Genomic DNA, 18,717 nt, shown 5'->3' on the forward strand with positions numbered 1-18,717 from the left:
GCCGTTTTAATAGGTAAAAAAGGAATTAGCTAATTACTGAATCAACCAGCTTTTTCGCTTCTTTTTCTAATAATGCTAGATGTTCTTCACCTTTGAATGATTCAAGGTAAATTTTATAAATATCTTCAGTGCCCGATGGACGTGCAGCAAACCAACCGTTTTCAGTAACAACCTTTAAACCGCCGATAGCAGCGTTATTACCAGGGGCATGGGTTAGTTTTTGCGTAATGGCATCACCCGCTAATGTACTTGCAGTAACATCATCAGCTGATAACGCTTTTAAACGTGATTTTTGTTCTGCACTAGCTGGCGCATCAATACGTTTATAAATAGGCGCACAGAACTCTTGTTCAAGTTCTTTATAAAGCTGTGAAGGTGTTTTACCCGTTACGGCTAAAATCTCTGCAGCAAGTAGACCTAAGATGAAACCATCTTTATCAGTGTTCCAAACTGTACCATCAAAGCGTAAGAATGACGCCCCTGCACTTTCTTCACCACCAAAAGCAAGGGTACCTTTGCTTAAGCCTTCAACAAACCATTTAAAGCCTACCGGTACTTCTTTTACTTCACGGTTATTACGTGTAACTACTTTATCAATCATGCCGCTTGATACCAGCGTTTTACCAATTGCGACGTCTTTTGACCATTCGCGGTTATTTAATAAGTAGTCAATTGCAACTGCTAAAAAGTGATTTGGATTCATTAAGCCGTCAGGTGTAACAATACCATGGCGGTCATAGTCAGGGTCGTTACCAATACCGATATCATAGTCATCTTTTAATGCAATAAGGTTTGTCATTGCATAAGGTGATGAACAATCCATACGGATTTTGCCGTCTTTATCTAAAGGCATGAACGAAAATGTTGGATCAACAGACTCATTTACGACCGTTAAGTCTAAATTATATTTTTCTGCAATGACTGGCCAAAAGTTGATACCAGAGCCACCAAGCGGATCCACACCAATTTTGATTTTCGCATCGCTAATTGCTTTTAGATTAACGATATTAACTAAGTCATCAACATAAGGGGTAATTAAGTCTTGGTACTTAATAAAACCAGAACGTGATGCTTTAGCAAATGGAAATAACTCTACTTCAACTAAGTCTTCTAAAAGTAATTGATTTGCTCTGTCTTCAATCCACTTAGTAACATCAGTATCTGCAGGGCCGCCATTTGGCGGGTTATATTTAAAACCACCGTCTTCTGGCGGATTATGTGAAGGAGTTACCACAATACCATCAGCAAGTTCATTTGGGTTTTCTTTGTTATGGCAAACAACAGCATGACTAATTACCGGCGTTGGCGTGTAATCGTCATTTTCTTGTGCAATGACTTGCACTTCGTTTGCAACGAGTACTTCAATAGCAGAGTTAAAAGCCGCTTCACTCAATGCATGTGTATCTTTACCTAAGAAAAGTGGACCAAAAATATTGTTTTCTTTACGGTAATCACAAATTGCTTGAGTGATCGCTAAAATATGCGATTCATTAAATTTTACATCGAACGAACAACCACGATGGCCAGACGTACCAAAAGCAACACAATGCTCTGGGTTTTGTTCTAGGTCAGGTTCATTTAAGTAATAAGCCGAGATCAGTTTTGGTACATTCACTAAGCTTGATTGCGGTGCAGGTTTACCTGCATCTGGATGAATCGCCATATTATTTCCTTATGGATTATAAGTAATCACGAATTTTTTCTGCTTCATCTGCGCTGTAGCCTAAGCACAGTGCTACTTCGTGAAGCATCATTTTTTTTCTGGTTGTATTTGAATTTGTCATCACCCAATACTCAGTATCAGTGATATTTTTTGGATTCATGCTGCTACCGCTTTCCAGAAGTGCTTCTTTGCTAGTGGCAAAATAAACACGGTCACGGCCTTTAATTTCAAGCACGTTAGCAAAATCTTTTTTATGCGTTCTATATAAAGCAGCTAGTATAAATAAGAATCGACCAACAACACCTTTTTGCATTGCCAGCTCTTCTTTGTTTAATACATTAAACACATTACCTTTCACTTGTGTCGATGCTGTGACAGTTTGTGCAGCCTCTTCAACATTTTCATCGCTTGGTTCAGGGCTTGATTCTTGTTCTGCTTGATCTTGTACTTCAACAACTGGGGTTTCTTGTTCAGTTTTAGTAGTTGTTTCAACTGGGGCATTGGCGCCATCAGAGAGGTTTAATAAACGACGCAAAATGGTTGATGCACTTTCACCAATACTTTGCGTGTTGCTTGCAATGTATTGATATAACTCGTCGTCTATGTCGATTTTTTTCATGTTATTCCTGTCTTTACGGGTCACATTTTAAAAGTTCTCAATGATTATACCTAAGCTCGCAGCAATTCTCTATGTTTTGCATTTTGTAATTTCACTAGGCAAAATACTGCCATTAAAATTAGGAGTTGAAAATGCTATTAAACTACCAACAAATGGGTCAAGGTTCAGACGTTGTATTGATCCACGGTTTGTTTGGCTCACTTGAAAACCTCAATGTAATCGCAAAAGCATTAGCTGAAAATTATCGTGTAACGAATATTGATTTACGTAACCACGGTAAATCATTCCATAGCGATACCATGAATTATCACGCTATGGCTAAAGATGTCAGTGAGTTACTTGAACATCTAAATATTAGTAAAGCTCACATTATAGGTCATTCAATGGGTGGCAAAGTGGCCATGCAATTAGCACTTAATCACCCAGAGCTTATCGATAAGCTTGTAGTGTTAGATATTTCTCCTGTTGCTAATAACCCGCGTCACAGCGCTATTTTTGCAGGCCTAAACGAAGTTGCACAGTCTAATATCACAGATAGAAAAGCGGCTGATGAAATACTTGCCAAGCACATTGATGAAATGGGCGTACGTCAGTTTTTATTAAAAAGCTTTGCTAAAAATGATGAAGGTCAATATCAATGGCGCTTTAATTTAGCTGTTTTATACCAGCAATATGAAAATATTTTAGCGCAAGTTAGTGAAAATGATTCTTGTTTATGTGATACTTTATTCATTAAAGGTAATGATTCTGACTACATTTTAGCAGAACACCGCCCTGCTATTATGGCGTTATTCCCTAATGCAAAAGCAAAAATTATTCATGGTGCTGGTCACTGGCTACATGCCCAAAAACCACTTGCTGTAAATAAAGCAATCAGCGATTTTTTAGCTCATTAATTGGGCTGATAAAATTCGCTGTTTTTGATCGTGCGCACTAAATTATTACAAATTTGTGTGCTATAGTACGCGCCGTTTAATTTAAAGGTTTATACGTTGATGGTCAGTCAGTTAATTAACGAATTTGATACCTTAGGGTTGTATTTTGGCTTAGCCGGTATTTTCTTTTTTATTGGAATGGCAATTCAAGACGTCCTTAAAAAAGGTGATGTACCACGATTTGGCCGATACATCGTTTGGTTAGTGCTATTTTTAGGCTGTTCTGGGTTTATAGCGAAAGGACTTATTCAAGTCTTCTGGCAAGGCGCAGGTGTGGGCTAGACATGGCAAAGTCAGAAACAGATAGAACAACACCCGATTTATTTGAATACGAAAAGCGTCCAGGTAGGCCGAAAACAAATCCCCTACCTCGCGATATGCAATTAAAAGTAAATAAACGTAATCAAATAAAGCGAGATAAAGCACGTGGTTTAAAGCGTGTAGAATTTAAGGTTTCATCACAGTTATATCAAGCATTAAGCGATATGGCAGATGCGCAGAATATTAGCCGTAGCGCGTTGATTGAAACAATTTTACAAGAAAGATTGGCTATTGATAGATAGAAGGTTTTAAATCCATGTCAAGCGTAGGTATTTTTTTCGGAAGTGACACAGGCAATACTGAACACGTAGCTAAAATGATTCAAAAAGAATTAGGTAAAAAGCTTGTAGCGGTTCACGACATTGCAAAAAGTTCTAAAGAAGAGATTGCTGAATTCGATTTATTGTTATTCGGTATTCCAACTTGGTACTACGGTGAAGCTCAATGTGACTGGGATGATTTCTTCCCTGAATTAGAAGAAGTTGACTTCGAAGGTAAACTTGTTGCTATTTTCGGCTGCGGTGACCAAGAAGACTATGCAGAATACTTCTTAGATGCAATGGGCATGATCAACGATATCGTTACTGAGCGTGGCGCAATCGTAGTGGGTCATTGGTCAACTGAAGGCTACGACTTTGAAGCTTCAAAAGCACTAGTAGATGACAGCAATTTTGTTGGCCTTGGTATTGATGAAGACCGTCAACCAGAGCTTACTGAAAAGCGTGTTAAAGACTGGTGTGCTCAGGTTTATGACGAAATGTGTTTAGCGGAACTTGCTGATTAATAACAAGTACTACTCGCATTTACTAGCTGATGTAAAGATGCACAACCAGTTCATTTTTGTTTGAAAAATCGGCAAATAGACGAATTGTTCTTTGCACTTAGTAACTAGGCACGTTATTCTAATAGTTGCTAATGTGTCGTGTGCATCTTGATGATGCCTAGTATAACTAAATAAAATTGAGACAGATTGAATGACTGATCACAACTTGGAATTAAAAAAAGCAGGGTTAAAAGTAACTCTGCCGCGTATTAAAATTTTAGAGATTCTGCAATCTCCAGACAACCAACACATCAGCGCTGAAGATGTCTATAAAATTCTTTTAGACAAAGGCGAAGAGATTGGTCTTGCAACTGTCTACCGTGTTCTTAACCAATTTGATGATGCAGGTATTGTATCTCGCCACCACTTCGAAGGCGGCAAGTCAGTATTTGAATTATCAGGTAGCACTCACCATGACCACTTAGTGTGCCTAAAATGTGGTAAGGTTGTTGAGTTTGAAGACGATACTATTGAACGTCGTCAAGAAGAAATCGCAACAGGGAATGGTATTAAACTGACTAACCACTCTCTTTACCTATATGGTGAATGTGAAGACACTGCTGCGTGTAAAGAATACGCTGAATCAAATAGCTAATTAGCTATTTGTTTCAGACATAAAAAAACCTGCTTTAAGCAGGTTTTTTTATGTCTATTTGAAATCGATTAGATGATTTCTAATAGCTCAACGTCAAAGATTAGCGTTGAGAAAGGAGCGATTGCTGCACCAGCACCGCGCTCACCGTAAGCAAGTTCGTGTGGTACGTATAAGCGCCACTTAGAACCAGTACCCATCATTTGTACTGCTTCAGTCCAACCTTTGATTACACCGCCAACTGGGAATTCAGCTGGTTGACCACGCTCGTATGAGCTATCAAATACTGTACCGTTGATTAGTGTACCGTGGTAGTGTGCACGGATTGTTGAATCTGCAGTTGGTTTTTCACCGTCGCCTGCAGTAAGTACTTCGTATTGAAGACCTGATTCAGTTACTGTTACTTCAGGACGTTTTGCATTTTCTTCTAAGAATGCAATACCTTCAGCTGCAAGAACTTTAGCTTCTTCTTCACGACGAGCTTGGATCTCAGCGTTGATTTTCTCAAAAGCTGCTTGAATTGCTGGGATTTCAACTTGGAAATCGTTACCAGTGTATGCGTCTTTCATACCTTCAAATACAGAATTTAAGTTTAAACCTTCGAATGGATTCGCTTTTAATTGCTCACCCATTTGTAAACCAATACCGTAACTTGCTTTTTCAGCGTCTGTTGTAAAATTATCTGACATGTTTTAATTCACGTTTATTTAGTTAAAAGACGTGCTCATACTAACATAAAAAAACAACGAATATCGCCTAGTTTTACTGCGTTTGCTCAGTGTTTGCACTAATTCGCTGCTTTATTTTATCAATTACAAATGTCGCAACAGGTAATGTAGCGATCATCGAAGCAATAAAAAAGCCGCTCATTAAACCATCTTTGCCTAACATAACTAAAGGCACGGCAATAAGACCCACAGTCGAAATCACACATGCAGCAATGACAGGCCAATGCTTGTCGTATTTGCCAATAAGGTGCCCTACTAACACATTAAAGCCAATACCATAAGCGATTGAAGATATTAGCCCGTAATCAGGCTGCGCATCATGGGCCATAGCTACAAGTACATTGATCCCGCTGTGATAAAAATAAGAAAAGATACACCAAAGCAGAACATGTTTAACAATGCGCATTAGTGTAGAAGAAGACTCGCTTGCTGACATTACTTTTCTCCAGATAGCAAAAAACCGCCCTGAAGGCGGTTTTTCTAAATAATGGTGGAGAGATAGGGATTTGAACCCTAGAGGGGCTACAAACCCCTGCCGGTTTTCAAGACCGGTGCATTCGACCACTCTGCCATCTCTCCGTACGGCGCGCATAATAGTGTTTACTGCGTTCGTTGTAAAGCCTTAAATGTAAAAAACTTTAAAAAAGTAATTTTAATAGTACTGCTTAGGGCGCTTTGCGATTAAAGAGCAAACTAAACAAACAATTAAACTAACAATTGCAAAGCCTGAACCCTGCACTATTACGTCAATTTTATTGAGGTTATAGCTAGGTATAATGACTAATGCAAAGGCTGGTAAGCAGGTGATCGTTAAAACGTAGCAACAAATTTTAAAAGCGCGGCCGAAATCGAAACGTTTAGTGCTTTGCATCCACCAAGTCAGTAGGAGTAATACCACTACAGCAGACAAGCCAAGGTAATGAGGTTGCTTCGTAGACATGGCAACAAAAAAAGTGACCACGGCGCCAACTAAGCCCCAAATTGACCAAGCGAACCAATTTTCTTTTTCACGTAAAAATAAGTTTCCCATCGTTCTCGTCTTCTTTATCGTTATTTTTTTAAGACTATCCATACGTTAACAAAAAATAACCGATTAAAAAACACACTGAAGAAGAATTATTTCGTTTTTTGCATCCGTGCGCTTCTTACAGCTAAGCTAAATCTAAAAAAACTAACATAAGTAAGCTTAATAGTGTCTGACTGCTTAACTGCAAAAAAGTTCCTAATATTTATAAATTCTCAAAAAATGTCTCTGGCTTGTGTCTGATTGGTTTTTTAATGTCTACTTCTGGCGTACCTAAATATAGGTAGCCAACAATCTCATCATCTTCTTTACAACCAAGTGCCGCTTTAACAGCTGGGCTCTGTGCAAAATAACCTGTACGCCAAATGCCCCCTAAACCTTGAGCAAAGGCCGCTTGTTGCATTGCAAGTACAGCGCAGCCTGCACTTTGTACTTGTTCAATACGTGGCACTTTTGGGTTTTCAGTTACATCAGCAATGGCAATGATCATCATAGGCGAACGCAGCGGTAGCTCTTTAGCGCGCTCAATGGTTCTATCATCTTGGTTTTCAGCAACAGCGGCTTGATGGTAGATATCTCCTAATTTATTACGTGCGTCGCCTTCAACCACAATAAACCGCCAAGGCGCAATACAGCCATGATCAGGCACTTTTATGGCCGCTCGCTTAATAATTTCAAGTTGTTCTGCAGTTGGTCCTGGTGCGGCAAGGCGAGGATCTGATTGTCGAGTTTGTAATAGCGTTAAAGCGTCCATGAATATTCCGTAAATGCTTAAGTACGATGCCCCTGAATAATCGGGGCAGAAAACCCAAGCTTATCATTTATCTTTAATAGCAATAAAGCTATTCGATGCTTTTCTAGTTAACCAATAATCTAAACTAACGTAACGACCGCCCCCTACAAAAAATAAACTTAAGAGCATAACAAAGTATATTGCGGAAAACTCAATACCATTATTTAAAATCACAGGTTTTCCTTTCGCATAGAGGTACTCTGTATAACCATGCGTTTCTAGCAACTCGCGCATTTTGGTTAATCGCTCACTGGCTTCATTGGAATTGACTAAACTGGCTTCACTTCCTGGTATTGCTAGCCAATTCAGTACTCTCGCAGGGCTGGTACTGGCATCTGTGGGTGTTACAGCAAACCAGCCATTACTGGCATGTACTGTTGTCGCTGCAACCAGCATGGTGATCATCAAAGGAATAGCTGTTAAACGAGTAAATAAACCCAATAATATAAAGATCCCCCCTAAAAACTCAGTCCATGCAGCTAAAAAGGCTAATACAGAGGGCATAGGTAGGCCTAAACCCCAGTCACTATTTCCAAACCAAGCAACAATATCATCTGATGCTAAAAAGTATTGATAAAAATGAGTTACATCACCGCTTAAAGCTAGTTTATTAAAGCCGGCAATGATCATCACTGGTGCTAAAATTAAGCGAATTAATAGACTCGGGAGCCCATCTAAAAACTGCAGTTTATTTAAAATGCGATGGTAAAGGGGTATTAGGTGTGTGTTCAACATAGCGGTCTCGTGACTAAATAGATTAATCACACAGACCGCACGTTTTCTAGTTTACTTTCAATTAAATTTTACGAGCAACTTGTAGCGCTTCAAAAATCGCACGTTTAGCATCAATAGCAGCAGCTAGTTTTGCGCCACCAATAACGTGTACTTTAGCGTTTTCGGTTTGATTATCGAACGTTTCAGTATTTGACACCTGACCAATACAGGCAATCACAGTATCAACATCGAGGATTTGCTCTTCACCTTTTACAGTAATTTTCAAACCTTGCTTATCAAAGCTTAGATACTGACACTCAGCGATTTGTTTAACACCGTGTTGTTTAGCAACTTGACGATGGATCCACCCCGTTGTTTTACCCAGTTCACTACCAAAGCGCCCTGCACTTCGCTTAAGCATGTAAATTTGGCGATTGTCTTTTTCAGGCGCAGCTTCGCATTCAATACCCCATTGAGTTTTGAATTGCTCAATTGTTTGGCCTTTGTGTTCACTTAAAAAGGCAACCATATCAAAACCGATACCACCGGCACCTAGAATCGCAATTTTCTCGCCTAGTTCTACTTCACCACGAATTACTTCATCATAAGCGAATACACGTTTGCCATCACTGCATTCTATTTTGGCTTCACGCGGACGTACGCCTGTTGCAAACACCACATCATCGTATTGATTGATCATATTGTCAGTAAACTCAGTACCGAGCTGTAAATCGACATTTAAACGCTTTAATTCATTAGTAAAGTAGTTAAGGGTATGGTTAAAGTCTTCTTTACCCGGCACTTGCATGGCTAAATTAAATTGGCCACCCATTTGTTCTTTACGTTCAATTAAAGTCACTTTGTGACCTTTCGCTGCTAAGTAACAACTTGCAGCAAGGCCAGCAGGGCCTGCCCCTACAACCAGTACTAATCGAGAAGATGGTGCTTTTTCAAGGCTGTAATCTAACTCAAAAGCCGCTTGTGGGTTAACCAAACAGGTTGCACGTTTATTTTTAAACACATGATCTAAACAGCCCTGATTACAACCAATACAAATATTAATTTGCTCAGACTTATTATTAACGTATTTATTGAAGAACTCTGGATCTGCTAATAAAGGACGTGCCATCGAAATTAAATCAGACTCGCCTGCTTCTAAAATTCCATTGGCAATTTCTGGAGTATTAATACGGTTGACCGCGATAACAGGCACAGACACCGTTTCTTTCAAGCGTTTTGATGCTTCTTTAAATGCACCTGGTGGTACCATACTGGCAATCGTTGGTACACGAGCTTCGTGCCAACCAATACCGGTGTTAAAGATATCAACGCCTGCTTGTTCAAGTGCTAGGGCTTGTTGTTTTACTTCATCAGGTGTTGATCCATTAGGAATTAAATCCATAACAGACAAACGAAATACAATAATAAACTTTTGACTTACTTTAGCGCGTACAGCTTTAACAATATCTACCGCCAAGCGCATGCGGTTTTCTAAACTACCGCCATAGTTGTCTGTTCTTTTATTAGTGTGGTTAGCCATGAATTCATTAATCAAATAACCTTCAGAACCCATGATTTCAACACCGTCATAACCTGCTTTTTCAGCCAATTTTGCAGAGTTAGCAAAGTCTTTGATGGTTTTTTTAATTGAACCTAACGACATTTCTTTAGGTTTATACGGATTAATAGGTGCCTGAATTGAGCTTGGCGCTTGATTGAATGGATGATAAGCATAGCGACCTGCATGCAATAATTGTAAGCAAATTTTTCCGCCATGCTGATGCACTGCATCAGTATATGCTTTGTGTTTGATCACATCATAAAATGAGTTAAATGTTGATGCGAACGGAGATAGCTTGCCACGAATATTTGGGCTATAACCACCTGTAATGATTAAACCCGTGCCGCCTTTGGCACGTGCTTCGTAGAATGCACGTAAGCGTTTACGGTTATGCCAGCCTTCTTCTAAGCCGGTATGCATTGAGCCCATAACCAAACGATTACGAAGTTCGGTATGCGGTAATTGTAATTTTTGTTCTAACATTGTGTGCCCCGTTAACTGGTCGAACCTCTATTTGAAATAGATTCTGCGGCAATAACTTAGAATAATCAACTTTTCACCGGTAATTATTCTGTAGCAAATTGTCGTTTTAAACACTCTGTTACTATTTAACAGTTAAATTTAAAGTTATTCTAAGCTAAGATGAGATCACTACTAAGCTGTACTGAATTAAGGATTTATTTTGCTAGCAAAGATATTTAAAGGCATTTGGACCGGGATTAATTTCTCCCGCCGTTTGGTCCTAAACATATTATTTCTATTACTAGTAATACTCTTCTTTGTTGCCATCACAGGTGAAGAAGACCAAGTAAAAGTAGCAGACGGAACCGTGCTACGCCTAAACTTAAATGGCCCTATTGTTGAAGAAAAAACGTATGTTGATCCTGTAGAAGCAGCAATCAACGATGCAACTATGGGTAAAGAAGCACCATCAGAAATTCTTCTTGATGATGTTGTTGAAGTGATCAACCAAGCAACTAAAGATGATCGCATCAGTGTAATGCTTCTTGATCTACAAAAAATGCCAAGTGCACACATCAATAAGCTAAAACAAATAACTAAAGCTATTGATGCCTTTAAAGAGGCAGGCAAGCAAGTTATTGCAACGGGCTATTACTATACACAAGCTCAATACTATATTGCAGCCCACGCTAATGAAGTGTCTATGCACCCTTATGGTGGTGTAAGCATTGAAGGCTACGGTATGTTCCCGCTTTATTTCAAAGATGCGCTTGAAAAGTTAAAAGTGACTCAACATATTTTCCGTGTGGGTACTTACAAGTCAGCGGTTGAGCCATTTATTCGTAATGACATGTCAGATGCGGCAAAAGAAGCGAATAGCGTTTGGTTAACTGCACTTTGGAACGAGTATAAAACTGACGTTGCTGCAAGCCGTCCATTCGATGAAAGTAATTTCGATGAAGATATGGATGTTTACCTTGCAAAAATGCAAGCAGTTGACGGTAACTCGGGTCAGTACGCGTTAAATAATCAGTGGGTTGATTCTTTAAAAACCTCACAACAAATTCGCCAACAGCTTATTGAGTTAGTTGGTGCAGAAGAAACAGGCAAAACCTTTAAGCAAGTAAGCTTCCGTGAGTATTTATCGCTGGTAAAACCGCCTGTTGAGTTCGATAACCCAATCACTGAAAAAGTAGCTGTGGTTGTTGCGAAAGGCACCATTGTTGATGGCGAGCGTAAAGCAGGTGAAATTGGTGGTGACTCTACAGCAGCCCTACTTCGCAAAGCGCGTCTTGACGACAAAGTAAAAGCCGTAGTACTACGCATCGATTCAGGTGGTGGTAGTATGTTTGCTTCTGAAGTTATCCGTGCTGAAGTATTAGCTCTTAAGGCAGCGGGTAAACCAGTTATCGCTTCAATGAGCTCAGTGGCAGCATCAGGTGGTTACTGGATTGCATCTGCAGCCAATGAAATTTGGGCAGCCCCTAGCACAATTACAGGTTCAATCGGTGTATTCGGTACTTTCATGACATTTGAAAACACAATGGCTGAATTAGGTATTTACTCAGATGGCGTTGCTACAACAGACCTCGCTGGCTTCTCTATTGCACGCCCACTTGATGAGAAGATGTCAGATATCATTCAAATGAGCGTTGAAAATGCATACAAACGTTTTTTAAATGTAGTGGCTGAAGCGCGTAACATGACCCCTGAGCAAGTTGATAAAATTGCCCAAGGCCGTGTATGGATTGCAACTCAAGCAAAAGAACTAGGTTTAGTTGATAAACTTGGTGATAAGCAAGATGCAATTAAGGCGGCAGCTGAGCTTGCTAAGCTTAATCATTATGATGTTAAGACCATCAAACAGTCATTAACACCACAAGAGCAAATGCTGCAAGATATCTTTGGCACCGCGGCTGTTAAGAGCTTCTTTGCTAAGTCTGATTCATCACAATCAGTACTAGCAACACAAGCTAACTTACAAAGCCTTATTAATCAGTTAAGTAGTGAAATTGATAACCTAAAAGATTACAACGATCCACAAGGCGTTTACGCTCGTTGTTTAGTGTGTAATGTAATTCAATAAGTTACTTAGCTAAGCGATTTTAGGTATACTAAGCCCAGTTATTTAACTGGGCTTTTTTTATGAAACGTAAACGTATATATATCGCCTATACGGGTGGTACTATCGGTATGAAAAAATCGAGCCGCGGCTATGTTCCGGCAGAAGGTTTTTTAACCGAAACAGTGGTCAATAATGCAGAGTTTAATCGTGATGAAATGCCTTTGTTTGATATTCACGAATATTGCCCGCTCATTGATTCTTCAGATATGTCCCCTGCCCACTGGCAATTAATTGCTGACGATATTAAAAGTAAATACCAAGACTATGATGGATTTGTGGTTTTGCATGGTACCGATACTATGGCCTACACAGCTTCTGCTTTGTCTTTCATGTTCGAAAACCTAACAAAACCTGTGATTGTGACAGGCTCACAAATTCCATTGTCGCAACTTCGTTCTGATGGCCAAGTAAACTTACTTAATGCCATGTATTTAGCCGCTAATTACCCAATTGCTGAAGTAAGCCTGTTTTTTAATAACCAATTATTCCGTGGTAACCGTGCAACAAAAGCCCATGCTGATGGCTTTGATGCCTTTGCATCACCGAACCTTGAACCATTAGCACTGTCAGGAATTAATATTCAACTTATTAAAGGGCAACTAAGCCCTTACGTTGATAATGAACTACAGGTGTCAAATATCACGCCACAGCCAATAGGTGTGCTTTATCTCTATCCTGGGATCAGCCCAAAAGTGGTTAAAAGTTTAGTTAATGACGACATCAAAGCACTTGTTTTATTAAGTTTTGGCGTGGGTAATGCCCCGCAAGATCCGGCATTCTTAGATATTCTTAATGATGCAAGTAAACGCGGTATGGTAATTGTTAATCTAACGCAGTGCTTAAAAGGCCAAGTTAATATGGGCGGTTATGCAACCGGTAATGCCTTATTAAATTGTGGTGTGATCAGTGGCTACGATATGACATTAGAAGCCTGTTTGACCAAGTTACACTACTTATTTAGTCAAAAGCTTGAAGTAGAAACAATTCGTCACTTGATGCAAGACAACCTGCGCGGTGAGCTAAGTCGTTAATACAGTAAATACAAAAAAGGCACCAATTGGTGCCTTTTTTATGCTTTTTGATAATTAACGAACTTTTTCGTCAATCTCAACTAAGTCTGTTAAATGGCAAATCTCACCACTATGAGTTTTAATACCATGCTCACCGAAGTAGTCACGTTGTGCTTGAACAAGGTGACCATTACTTGGTGTTGTTAACGTCGCAATGTAAGTTTGCGTTGCAGTTAACACTGGGAATGCAAGACCAGATGCAACTGCTGCACCCGTTACCTTACGTAATGCTGCTGATTCACGCTGCATAGAATCAATAAATTCTACACCTTCAGCTACATTGTCTAAGTAATCAGCACGGATGATACAACCTGCGCGCCACGTTTGTAGCGTTTTAGAAAGATCTACTTTCCACTGATGGGCACGAGACGCACCTTTAATAAGGGCTAAACCTTGACGGTAAGCAAGTAAACTTGCCAATGTGAATGCATCTTTTAGCTCTGCTAAGTCTAAATCAACGGTATCAGTTGCTTTAGCAGCGTAAGTCATTTCTTTAGCAGCATGCGTATCACAAGTATTTGTTAAGTGACGTGCTTGAACAGCTGCAACTAGTGATGGCACTGCAATACCAAGCTCTAAGGCATTTTGTGCAGTCCATAAACCTGTACCTTTCGCGCCAACCTTATTGTCGATTAAATCAACTAGCGGCTCACCTTCTGTCGTTTCAAGGCTTAAGATATGGCTTGAAATTGACAATAAGTAGCTATTTAAAGTGCCTTCAGACCATTCATTGAAAATGTCAGCCACTTCTTTTGGTGAACGATTAGTACCTAAACGTAATAGTTGATACATTTCTGCAATTAATTGCATTAACGCATATTCGATACCGTTATGCACCATTTTCACAAAGTGACCACTTGCAGATTGTCCTACACGTGCAAAACACGACTCACCTTTGTAGCTTGCCGCTACTTTTTCAAACCACGGCTCAACACGCTCCCAGCCGCCTTCTGAACCACTTGCCATCATTGCAGGACCGTGACGTGCGCCTTCTGCACCGCCAGAAATACCCATAGTGGCAAATTCAAATTTGTTTTGATATTTAAGTTTACGGCTAATGCCATCTTTGTAGTTACTGTTGCCGCAATCTACGATAATGTCATCACAGTCAACACCTGCTTCTGCAAGCTCTGTACATACTTTATCAACCAATTCACCAGCAGGAACTAAAAGAAGAATCGAACGAGGCGGCTCTAAGCGTCTAACCATATCATTTAAATCAGACACAATATGTAAACGGTCTGCCAAACCTAGTGCTTTCGCACAGCTTAGTAACTCGGCACCCGCATCTGGGTTTTTATCATAAGCTACTAATGTCAGCCCTTTTTCAATCAGGTTGAGGGCAAGATTTTTACCCATAACGCCTAACCCTACTAATGCAACTTGCATTTAGTGTCCTCCTCGGTAACAACTATTGGTTAGTTAATCAAAATAATTACGCGCGCATTATACCCAAGCAGCCCAAAAATGCGAGCTTGACAGCCAACTTGAGATAAATCATCGAAATCATGAAGCGACGTTGCCCTCATTATATCAAAATAACCAAGGCATCGGACCAGATTTTTATAATACCCTTTAAAAAGGTATGTGTATTGACGCTACCTGACACCGGTGTCATAATAACGTCATTCACCCTTTGTATACTCTATAATTAATACAAAGAGCCAGATTCTCATAAGTAAAAACAATCATTTTTTACTTATGAGTTCTACATTGTGCTTATGTATAAGCCTATATTAAAGGTTTATAGCACGACATTTTAATAGATAACCATCAATTCGCTTAATATATTTGAGCGCACAGGAGAATTTGATGCTAAGACGCACAAAAATTGTTGCGACCCTTGGACCGGCAACCGATCGCGATAACAACCTAGAAAAAATTATTCGTGCAGGTGCAAATGTGGTTCGTTTGAACTTCTCACATGGCGTAGCACAAGATCACAAAGACCGCGCTGAAGCGGTACGCAGCATTGCTAAGCGTTTAGGCAAACACGTTGCTATCCTTGCAGACTTACAAGGTCCTAAAATTCGTGTATCAACGTTTAAAGACGGTAAAGTAAACCTAGAAGTTGGCGCAAAATTTACCCTTGATGCGAAAATGGAAAAAGGCCAAGGCGACGTTAATGCAGTAGGTATCGACTATAAAGAGCTACCTAACGACGTTAAAACAGGCGACTTACTGTTATTAAACGACGGATTAATTCAATTAACAGTAGATAGCGTTGACGGTGACCTAGTTCACACGACTGTTACTGTTGGTGGCGTACTTTCAAATAACAAAGGTATCAACCGTTTAGGTGGTGGTTTAACAGCCCCTGCTTTCACTGATAAAGATAAAGAAGATTTAATCACTGCCACTGAGATTGGCGTTGATTATATTGCTGTTTCATTCCCACGCAGTGGTGATGACATGCGTTATGTTCGCTCTTTAGCAGAAGCAGCTGGCTCAAACGCACAACTATTAGCAAAAATCGAACGTGCAGAAGCCGTTGAAACTGTTGAAGCAATTGATGATATCGTACTTGCTTCTGACGCTGTAATGGTTGCGCGTGGTGACTTAGGTGTTGAAATTGGTGATGCGGCGCTTGTTGGTAAACAAAAGCTTATCATTAGCCGTGCTCGTTCACTTAACCGTACTGTTGTTACTGCAACACAAATGATGGAATCAATGATCGATAACCCTATGCCAACACGTGCAGAGGTTATGGACGTAGCAAACGCCGTATTAGATGGTACTGATGCAGTTATGTTATCTGCTGAAACAGCCGCTGGTGACTACCCTGAAGAAACCGTAGCGACTATGGCTCGCGTTTGTTTAGGTGCTGAATCACAAAAAGAAACTCACGTTTCTAAGCATCGTTTAGACAGCCGTTTTTCATCAAATGCTGAATCAATTGCATTATCTGCGATGTATGCAGCTAACCACTTAGATTCTGTTAAAGCAATTGTGACTCTAACTGAATCAGGTAGCACAGCTAAATTGATGTCGCGCATCAGCTCTGGTTTACCAATTTATTCATTATCACGTCATCCAAGCACGCTGGGTCAAACAGCACTTTACCGTGGTGTTTATCCTGTATTTTTCGATTCAACGAAGTGTGAAGACGAAAGCATGGTACGTGATGCATTAAACACACTTGTTGAGCAAGGCTCACTAGTAGCAGGTGATACTGTGATTTTAACTCACGGTGATGCAATGGAAACTATTGGTGCAACAAACACTATGAAGATTGTAACTGTTTAATCTGTTACGAATTTTCATTAAAAAAGGCGCAATTAATAATTGCGCCTTTTTTGTTTTTAACTTATTAAATTTTGAATAGCTATTAGCTCGCGAGCGCTGCTTTCACTTTATCGCGATAGCTACGGCTTACTTTTAGTTCTTGGCCGTTATCTAGCACTAAAAGATACTCACCGCTTACTTGAGTTACAAGTTTGCTAATTTGCTTAGTATTCACAATGGCACTGCGATGAACTCGCACAAATAGTTGTGGATCAAGCTCTTGTTCAAGCTCTTTCATTGTTTTACGAAGGATATGCGTTTGCCCATCTTGGCAATGAAGGCACATATAGTCACCAGCCGCATCAACCCATTGAATTGTAATAACAGGCACACGAACAATCTCACCCTGCTCTTTTACAGCTAATGATTCTGGATAACGACGGTCAGCAAGGCTATCGCCCGTTGCTAACTTCTTTAAAATTTCTTCGCAATTATTGCCTGTAATACCTGCAACAAAGCTCGCTAGTTTTTTCTTATGGGCGTTATCTTGTTGCGTTTTTAAATAGGTATGCACTTTTTCTACCGCCTGTTTTAGTCTGTTGTCATCGACTGGTTTAAGAATATAATCCAACGCATGAATCTCGAATGCTTTAACTGCAAACTGGTCAAAAGCCGTTACAAACACAATAGCGGGTAATGGATTTACGCTCTCACTAAGTGCTCTTGCAACTTCAAAACCGTTCATATTTGGCATTTGAATATCTAAGAAAACCAATTGAATATTGCCCGATAAGCATTCATCAATTGCTTCTTGACCATTGCTACATAAACGAATGACTTCTAAATCGTCAAACTCAGAAAGTCGAACTGCTAAGCCTTTTCTTGCTAGCGGTTCATCATCAACGATCAAAGTTCTAATTTTGCTCATTTCTTAACAGCCTTTTCAAACGGAACGCGCAGATTAACTTTTAATCCACTTGGCGTATTGTCAGAGAGAACAAACGAGTAGTTGTTCTCATAAAGTGTTTTTAAGCGGTCCTGTGTATTAGCTATGCCAACGCCTTGAGAATTAACCAGTTGGCCATTTTTAAGCTCAGTGCCAGGACCATTATCGCCTACTTCCAATAATAGTTCATTTGCAAAAACTTGTGCTTTAATATCAATCACACCACCTTCATTTAGTTGCGCTATCGCATACTTTATCGAGTTTTCGATAATAGGTTGGAGGATCAAGCTTGGTACCAAGGCTTCTTTTGCCTGCTCGCTTACATCTACATTAACTTGTAAACGTTCATCAAAGCGTACTTTTTCAATTTCTAAGTACAGCATGAGGGCATGAATTTCTTGCTCTAATGGCACCTTTTTTATTGGGTCTGTATTGAGTGTGTATCGTAAGAAGTCACTCAATTTTGACACCATTAAATTTGCATCTTTGTTCTCTTTTACCAAAATTAAGGTTGAGATTGCATTTAGGGTATTAAATAAAAAGTGCGGATTAAGTTGATAGCGCAGCATTTTCAGCTGAGCTTCGTGAGCCATAGTGGTTGCTTTGAGGGCCTTTTGTCGCTCACTTTGCAATAGCTGGTAATACTTAATACCAAAATACAAACCACTCCAACAAAGAATGATATAAACCGAATCTAAACCTTGTTGAAAGTAATAAAACCATTCATTTGGACGGTAACCGTGACGGTAGATTTCCCATAAATTGAATTTTTGTACAACGGCCCATAATGTGCCTGTGACATAGGAAGCACCAAAAACGACAAGCATTAATACCCAAGGTGAGGCATTCCAAACTTTACGATACATATAACGTAAAGGTACTGTCATTAAACAGCCTGCATAAGCGTTTAATACAATAACAAATACGTAAATATCACGCATTTCAAAGACTTTTGAGCCGATATAATTAACTAACGCATAACCTATCCAGCCTGCAATTTGCAAAACCCAGAAAAAGCGTTGTCGATTATCAACTAATGATTGCCAATTCAAAATATCAGATTACCTTTCATAATTATTTTTATTATACCGATAGTCACGAGAACAAAGCACTGCC

At 39.7% G+C, this 18,717-nt stretch carries 19 protein-coding genes and 1 tRNA gene; 8 read left to right on the top strand and 12 right to left on the bottom strand.

All coding sequences use genetic code 11. The features are described 5' to 3' along the window. Positions 1-25: 25 nt before the first annotated feature. A complete protein-coding gene (gene pgm, locus WA256_RS10760; RefSeq protein ID WP_335991218.1) occupies positions 26-1,663 on the bottom strand; it encodes a phosphoglucomutase (alpha-D-glucose-1,6-bisphosphate-dependent) in 1,638 nt (545 codons plus the stop codon). A 16-nt stretch (positions 1,664-1,679) separates the two neighbouring features. After that, positions 1,680-2,282, bottom strand: coding sequence for a replication initiation negative regulator SeqA (gene seqA / locus WA256_RS10765; protein ID WP_269407966.1), 603 nt, complete (start codon positions 2,280-2,282; stop codon positions 1,680-1,682). Between the two features lie 131 nt (positions 2,283-2,413). On the opposite strand from seqA, the gene WA256_RS10770 reads away from it, so the two are divergent. The 5 genes from WA256_RS10770 to fur all read left to right on the top strand — a co-directional run bounded on the left by WA256_RS10770 (position 2,414) and on the right by fur (position 4,956). Beyond that, positions 2,414-3,178 carry an alpha/beta fold hydrolase gene (locus tag WA256_RS10770; protein WP_253108586.1) on the top strand — a complete coding sequence of 255 codons (765 nt, stop codon included), beginning with the start codon at positions 2,414-2,416 and terminating at the stop codon, positions 3,176-3,178. Between the two features lie 99 nt (positions 3,179-3,277). Further along, the gene (locus WA256_RS10775) at positions 3,278-3,499 is read left to right on the top strand and encodes a DUF2788 domain-containing protein (RefSeq protein WP_036968243.1); all 222 of its coding nucleotides are present in this window, start codon (positions 3,278-3,280) and stop codon (positions 3,497-3,499) included. 2 nt (positions 3,500-3,501) lie between these two features. Further along, positions 3,502-3,780 carry a LexA regulated protein gene (ybfE, locus tag WA256_RS10780; protein ID WP_004586673.1) on the top strand — a complete coding sequence of 93 codons (279 nt, stop codon included), beginning with the start codon at positions 3,502-3,504 and terminating at the stop codon, positions 3,778-3,780. A gap of 14 nt (positions 3,781-3,794) precedes the next feature. Next, positions 3,795-4,322 (top strand): flavodoxin FldA, encoded by a 528-nt coding sequence (fldA, locus tag WA256_RS10785; RefSeq protein WP_054553928.1) that lies wholly within the window; start codon positions 3,795-3,797, stop codon positions 4,320-4,322. 190 nt (positions 4,323-4,512) lie between these two features. Next, entirely contained in the window at positions 4,513-4,956 is a 444-nt protein-coding gene (gene fur, locus WA256_RS10790; RefSeq protein WP_335991238.1) for a ferric iron uptake transcriptional regulator, read from the top strand. A 68-nt stretch (positions 4,957-5,024) separates the two neighbouring features. Here the strand turns inward: fur and WA256_RS10795 are convergent, their stop codons facing one another. The 7 genes from WA256_RS10795 to WA256_RS10825 form a co-directional block, all read right to left on the bottom strand. Further along, positions 5,025-5,642 (bottom strand): FKBP-type peptidyl-prolyl cis-trans isomerase, encoded by a 618-nt coding sequence (locus WA256_RS10795; protein ID WP_054553930.1) that lies wholly within the window; start codon positions 5,640-5,642, stop codon positions 5,025-5,027. Positions 5,643-5,715: 73 nt separating this feature from the next. Next, positions 5,716-6,117, bottom strand: coding sequence for a hypothetical protein (locus WA256_RS10800; protein ID WP_130166376.1), 402 nt, complete (start codon positions 6,115-6,117; stop codon positions 5,716-5,718). Between the two features lie 52 nt (positions 6,118-6,169). Beyond that, positions 6,170-6,260, bottom strand: a tRNA-Ser gene (locus tag WA256_RS10805). 73 nt (positions 6,261-6,333) lie between these two features. Continuing rightward, complete coding sequence (locus WA256_RS10810; protein WP_054561417.1) at positions 6,334-6,711, bottom strand: hypothetical protein; 378 nt, start codon at positions 6,709-6,711, stop codon at positions 6,334-6,336. Positions 6,712-6,910: 199 nt separating this feature from the next. After that, positions 6,911-7,459: an NAD(P)H nitroreductase gene (locus WA256_RS10815; protein WP_335991247.1), complete on the bottom strand. Its 549-nt coding sequence runs from the start codon at positions 7,457-7,459 to the stop codon at positions 6,911-6,913. A gap of 63 nt (positions 7,460-7,522) precedes the next feature. Continuing rightward, positions 7,523-8,233 carry an HvfX family Cu-binding RiPP maturation protein gene (locus WA256_RS10820; protein ID WP_253108588.1) on the bottom strand — a complete coding sequence of 237 codons (711 nt, stop codon included), beginning with the start codon at positions 8,231-8,233 and terminating at the stop codon, positions 7,523-7,525. Between the two features lie 61 nt (positions 8,234-8,294). Further along, complete coding sequence (locus tag WA256_RS10825; protein ID WP_335991250.1) at positions 8,295-10,256, bottom strand: NADPH-dependent 2,4-dienoyl-CoA reductase; 1,962 nt, start codon at positions 10,254-10,256, stop codon at positions 8,295-8,297. A gap of 199 nt (positions 10,257-10,455) precedes the next feature. Here WA256_RS10825 and sppA point away from each other — a divergent pair, with 199 nt between their 5' ends. Beyond that, positions 10,456-12,321 (top strand): signal peptide peptidase SppA, encoded by a 1,866-nt coding sequence (gene sppA, locus WA256_RS10830; protein ID WP_054561414.1) that lies wholly within the window; start codon positions 10,456-10,458, stop codon positions 12,319-12,321. 59 nt (positions 12,322-12,380) lie between these two features. Then, positions 12,381-13,391, top strand: a complete 1,011-nt coding sequence (gene ansA / locus WA256_RS10835) for an asparaginase (RefSeq protein ID WP_054561413.1) — start codon at positions 12,381-12,383, stop codon at positions 13,389-13,391. A gap of 54 nt (positions 13,392-13,445) precedes the next feature. Here the strand turns inward: ansA and gndA are convergent, their stop codons facing one another. Beyond that, positions 13,446-14,819 carry an NADP-dependent phosphogluconate dehydrogenase gene (gene gndA, locus WA256_RS10840; protein ID WP_054553937.1) on the bottom strand — a complete coding sequence of 458 codons (1,374 nt, stop codon included), beginning with the start codon at positions 14,817-14,819 and terminating at the stop codon, positions 13,446-13,448. Between the two features lie 423 nt (positions 14,820-15,242). Here gndA and pyk point away from each other — a divergent pair, with 423 nt between their 5' ends. Further along, a complete protein-coding gene (gene pyk / locus WA256_RS10845) occupies positions 15,243-16,676 on the top strand; it encodes a pyruvate kinase (RefSeq protein ID WP_138601084.1) in 1,434 nt (477 codons plus the stop codon). An 82-nt stretch (positions 16,677-16,758) separates the two neighbouring features. Here the strand turns inward: pyk and WA256_RS10850 are convergent, their stop codons facing one another. Together WA256_RS10850 and WA256_RS10855 are read right to left on the bottom strand one after the other, a co-directional pair. Next, positions 16,759-17,583 (bottom strand): LytR/AlgR family response regulator transcription factor, encoded by an 825-nt coding sequence (locus WA256_RS10850; RefSeq protein WP_054554883.1) that lies wholly within the window; start codon positions 17,581-17,583, stop codon positions 16,759-16,761. Continuing rightward, the gene (locus WA256_RS10855; RefSeq protein ID WP_054554884.1) at positions 17,580-18,653 is read right to left on the bottom strand and encodes a sensor histidine kinase; all 1,074 of its coding nucleotides are present in this window, start codon (positions 18,651-18,653) and stop codon (positions 17,580-17,582) included. The genes WA256_RS10850 and WA256_RS10855 overlap by 4 nt, the downstream gene beginning before the upstream one ends. Positions 18,654-18,717: the final 64 nt, after the last annotated feature.

Source organism: Pseudoalteromonas sp. CH_XMU1449-3, assembly GCF_037027245.1.
GTDB classification, from domain to species: domain Bacteria; phylum Pseudomonadota; class Gammaproteobacteria; order Enterobacterales; family Alteromonadaceae; genus Pseudoalteromonas; species Pseudoalteromonas shioyasakiensis.

Coding starts and splice junctions, on each gene's coding strand:
- pgm (WP_335991218.1), bottom strand. CDS start 1,663: ATGGCGATTCATCCAGATGCAGGTAAACCTGCACCGCAATCAAGCTTA.
- seqA (WP_269407966.1), bottom strand. CDS start 2,282: ATGAAAAAAATCGACATAGACGACGAGTTATATCAATACATTGCAAGC.
- WA256_RS10770 (WP_253108586.1), top strand. CDS start 2,414: ATGCTATTAAACTACCAACAAATGGGTCAAGGTTCAGACGTTGTATTG.
- WA256_RS10775 (WP_036968243.1), top strand. CDS start 3,278: ATGGTCAGTCAGTTAATTAACGAATTTGATACCTTAGGGTTGTATTTT.
- ybfE (WP_004586673.1), top strand. CDS start 3,502: ATGGCAAAGTCAGAAACAGATAGAACAACACCCGATTTATTTGAATAC.
- fldA (WP_054553928.1), top strand. CDS start 3,795: ATGTCAAGCGTAGGTATTTTTTTCGGAAGTGACACAGGCAATACTGAA.
- fur (WP_335991238.1), top strand. CDS start 4,513: ATGACTGATCACAACTTGGAATTAAAAAAAGCAGGGTTAAAAGTAACT.
- WA256_RS10795 (WP_054553930.1), bottom strand. CDS start 5,642: ATGTCAGATAATTTTACAACAGACGCTGAAAAAGCAAGTTACGGTATT.
- WA256_RS10800 (WP_130166376.1), bottom strand. CDS start 6,117: ATGTCAGCAAGCGAGTCTTCTTCTACACTAATGCGCATTGTTAAACAT.
- WA256_RS10810 (WP_054561417.1), bottom strand. CDS start 6,711: ATGGGAAACTTATTTTTACGTGAAAAAGAAAATTGGTTCGCTTGGTCA.
- WA256_RS10815 (WP_335991247.1), bottom strand. CDS start 7,459: ATGGACGCTTTAACGCTATTACAAACTCGACAATCAGATCCTCGCCTT.
- WA256_RS10820 (WP_253108588.1), bottom strand. CDS start 8,233: ATGTTGAACACACACCTAATACCCCTTTACCATCGCATTTTAAATAAA.
- WA256_RS10825 (WP_335991250.1), bottom strand. CDS start 10,256: ATGTTAGAACAAAAATTACAATTACCGCATACCGAACTTCGTAATCGT.
- ansA (WP_054561413.1), top strand. CDS start 12,381: ATGAAACGTAAACGTATATATATCGCCTATACGGGTGGTACTATCGGT.
- gndA (WP_054553937.1), bottom strand. CDS start 14,819: ATGCAAGTTGCATTAGTAGGGTTAGGCGTTATGGGTAAAAATCTTGCC.
- pyk (WP_138601084.1), top strand. CDS start 15,243: ATGCTAAGACGCACAAAAATTGTTGCGACCCTTGGACCGGCAACCGAT.
- WA256_RS10850 (WP_054554883.1), bottom strand. CDS start 17,583: ATGAGCAAAATTAGAACTTTGATCGTTGATGATGAACCGCTAGCAAGA.